The sequence below is a fragment of the Sphaerochaeta sp. genome, assembly GCF_050178175.1.
In the GTDB taxonomy this organism is placed as follows: Bacteria; Spirochaetota; Spirochaetia; order Sphaerochaetales; family Sphaerochaetaceae; genus Sphaerochaeta.
The window spans coordinates 1-3,034 of record NZ_JBFXGH010000186.1 but is presented as its reverse complement, the minus strand read 5'-3'; the positions used below and the strand labels follow the sequence as shown (position 1 = coordinate 3,034).

Genomic DNA, 3,034 nt, shown 5'->3' with positions numbered 1-3,034 from the left:
TGGGTCGCATGAAAAGCCTTGGATTTGAACTGCAGAGAGAATCGAATTGGCATGTAGTTTCAGAGAACATCATCAGCTCCAGTGAAATTGAAGGTGAACACCTCAATTATGGACAAGTCCGCTCTTCGGTTGCCAGGCACCTGAACATACCGTACGCTCAATCAGAAATTTCCGACCATCATATCGACGGTATAGTATCCATGATGTTTGATGCCATAGAGAACTACAACACCCCGCTCACGCTGGAAAGACTCTTCATCTGGCATGCCTCCCTTTTCCCTACAGGATTCAGTGGAATGAGAAGGATACGTGTTGGCCAGCTCAGAAGTGATGAAGAAGGACGCATGCAAGTTGTCTCGAGAAGTAATGGGCCAATGGAAATCGTGCACTTCCAAGCTCCCGAGGCTACACAACTCCCCATTGAACTCTCGCAGTTCTTGTCGTGGATCAACAGTCCTTCAAAGCAACACCCCATTGTACAAGCTGCAATTGCACACCTTTGGTTTATTACACTCCATCCATTTGATGATGGGAATGGAAGACTGGCAAGAGCCATCACTGATATGATGCTTTCCAGATCTGACGGTACAGGAAAACGTTTCTACAGTATGTCAGCACAAATCCAGAGGGAGAAAGAGAGCTATTATGCAATCCTTGAGGAAACACAAAAGGGTACACTTGATGTTACAGGGTGGTTGCTTTGGTTCCTCGATTGCCTGTCATATGCAATAAAGGCATCAGCAAGTACTGTAGATAGTGTACTGATCAAGGCAAGATTCTGGCAGGAGGCAGCCAAATACACGATAACAGAGACCCAAAGAAAGATGCTTTCACTGCTCTTGGATGATTTCAAGAGTAATTTGACATCATCGAAATGGGCAAGGATCTGCAAAGTATCACAAGATACAGCAATACGAGATATCAAGGATTTGGTACAAAAGAATCTTCTGGAACAGAAAGGACAGGGACGAAGCACGCATTATGTATTGAAATATCCGCATGAAGAACTGTAAAAAGAGGGCCTTTCGCTGTTCATAGTGGGTAGCGCTACATAATCGGCTGTAGGGGGGAGAGACAATTCTTCACAGACGAAATAGATCATATTCATGCAATTCGATTAGAATCATTACAAGAAGGGGATAACGATGGGAACCATAGATGAGTTGGTCCATTTGGATTTGCCTGCAATGCAGGTAAAAGCGCTTGCCGTCGATTTTGGAGGAGTCATGAGTGACTTCATTGATAAGGATACCCTTGGTCTTCTGGCGAATATAGCTCAGGTGCCGCTTGCAGTATTTGAGATTCCTTACTGGGAGAAGCGTGACAAACTCGATTCAGGTGAATATGACGCATCTTCCTACTTTCATCAGGTGTTGGTAGATGCTCACAGTCCCCTGGGGGATGATGAAGAGACCCTGGAATTGCTCTTTACCATAGACATTCTGGGTTTTTCACATGTGCGGCCCAGGATGGTGAAGTGGGTATATGATATGCGTAAAAGGGGGATCAAGACAGTGCTTTTGTCAAATATGGCCTCACAGGCCTATGACCGTCTGGTGCACGGTACGTACTGGGCTGAGGCGTGCTTTGACTGGTTTGTCATCTCAGGAATCCTAGGGAAAAATAAGCCCGGCGAGCCAATCTTTCGTCACACCATTGATCTTGTACAAACATCTCCCCAACACATGCTGTTCATCGATGATTCAGAGCACAATATCAAGGCTGCCAAAGACATGGGTATGCAGACCTTTCTCTATAATCGATAGGTACTATAATTTTCATGAGAGCAAGATATGGTATCCCATGAGTTGCTGTGAAATGAAGGAAACCAAGATGCACTGATTGACAGAAGTGGTAACTCTGGTGTAAAAGGAAACATCAGCAAAGGCGCTGTGGTCCGGTTTGGGCTGCAGCGCCTTTTTTGCGTTTCCGGCAGAAGGATTCTTGTCGGATTGGGGCAAGTGGGCAGTCGGGGCGATGTCTCAGGCAAAGCGCCCTGGCCGCCGAAGACCCCGTTTATGAATTATCGAGAGTGGAGGAACCGTATGAAAGAGCGAGCAGATCAGTATTTTGGGAGTATGGTGTTTGGGGACGAGAAAATGAGGGAGTATCTCTCAAAGGACACCTACCGACAGCTGAAAGAGACCATCAGGGTTGGAAAGGAACTGAACCTGGAGATTGCCAACCAGGTTGCCCATGCCATGAAGGAGTGGGCTATGGCTGAAGGGGCTACCCATTACTGTCACTGGTTCCAGCCCATGACCAGCATCACCGCAGAGAAGCATGAGAGTTTTTTGGTTCCTTCCTCTGAAGGTGCCGCCCTCATGGAATTCAGTGGAAAGGAGTTGATCAAGGGAGAGCCTGATGCATCCTCATTCCCTTCCGGTGGCCTTAGGGCAACCTTTGAGGCCCGTGGGTATACTGCCTGGGACCCTTCCAGCTATGCCTTCATCAAGGAGAATACACTCTGTATTCCTACAGCATTTTGTTCCTATAGTGGTGAGGTGCTGGATAAGAAGACTCCCTTGCTCCGTTCCATGGAAGTCATTAGCCGAGAGGCGATCAGGATTCTGAAGCTTTTTGGACGGAGTGATGTGAAGCGAGTGGTGACCACTGTAGGCCCGGAGCAGGAGTACTTCCTGGTGGATAAGGATCTCTACCTGAAGCGTAAGGACTTGATCCACACCGGCCGCACCCTTGTGGGGGCACGCCCACCCAAGGGACAGGAGTTGGAGGACCACTACTTCGGCAATCTCAAGAGTCGTGTCTCCGCCTTCATGCAGGAACTGGATGAGGAGCTTTGGAAACTTGGCATCTTTGCCAAGACCGAGCATAACGAGGTCGCTCCCAGCCAGCATGAGCTTGCTCCTGTTTTTACCACAAGCAACCTTGCCGTCGACCAGAACCAGCTGACCATGGAGATGATGAAGAAGATTGCCGACAAGCATGGTCTTGTCTGTTTGCTGCACGAGAAACCGTTTGCCGGGGTGAATGGTTCAGGGAAGCACAACAACTGGTCAATTTCGACCGACAC

The 3,034-nt window shown here is 48.2% G+C and carries 3 protein-coding genes; all 3 read left to right on the top strand.

Annotation, left to right across the window (positions count from 1 at the left end; all coding sequences use genetic code 11):
* The coding region (locus AB7S66_RS12305; RefSeq protein WP_428520422.1) for a Fic family protein at window positions 1-1,013 on the top strand (1,013 nt) is incomplete at its 5' end.
* Window positions 1,014-1,145: 132 nt separating this feature from the next.
* Complete coding sequence (locus AB7S66_RS12300) at window positions 1,146-1,766, top strand: HAD-IA family hydrolase (RefSeq protein ID WP_428520420.1); 621 nt, start codon at window positions 1,146-1,148, stop codon at window positions 1,764-1,766.
* A 279-nt stretch (window positions 1,767-2,045) separates the two neighbouring features.
* The coding region (locus tag AB7S66_RS12295) for a glutamine synthetase III (protein WP_428520418.1) at window positions 2,046-3,034 on the top strand (989 nt) is incomplete at its 3' end.

Bases quoted from the DNA above. Each gene is read 5' to 3' on its own strand.
- AB7S66_RS12300 (WP_428520420.1), top strand. From the start codon at position 1,146: ATGGGAACCATAGATGAGTTGGTCCATTTGGATTTGCCTGCAATGCAG.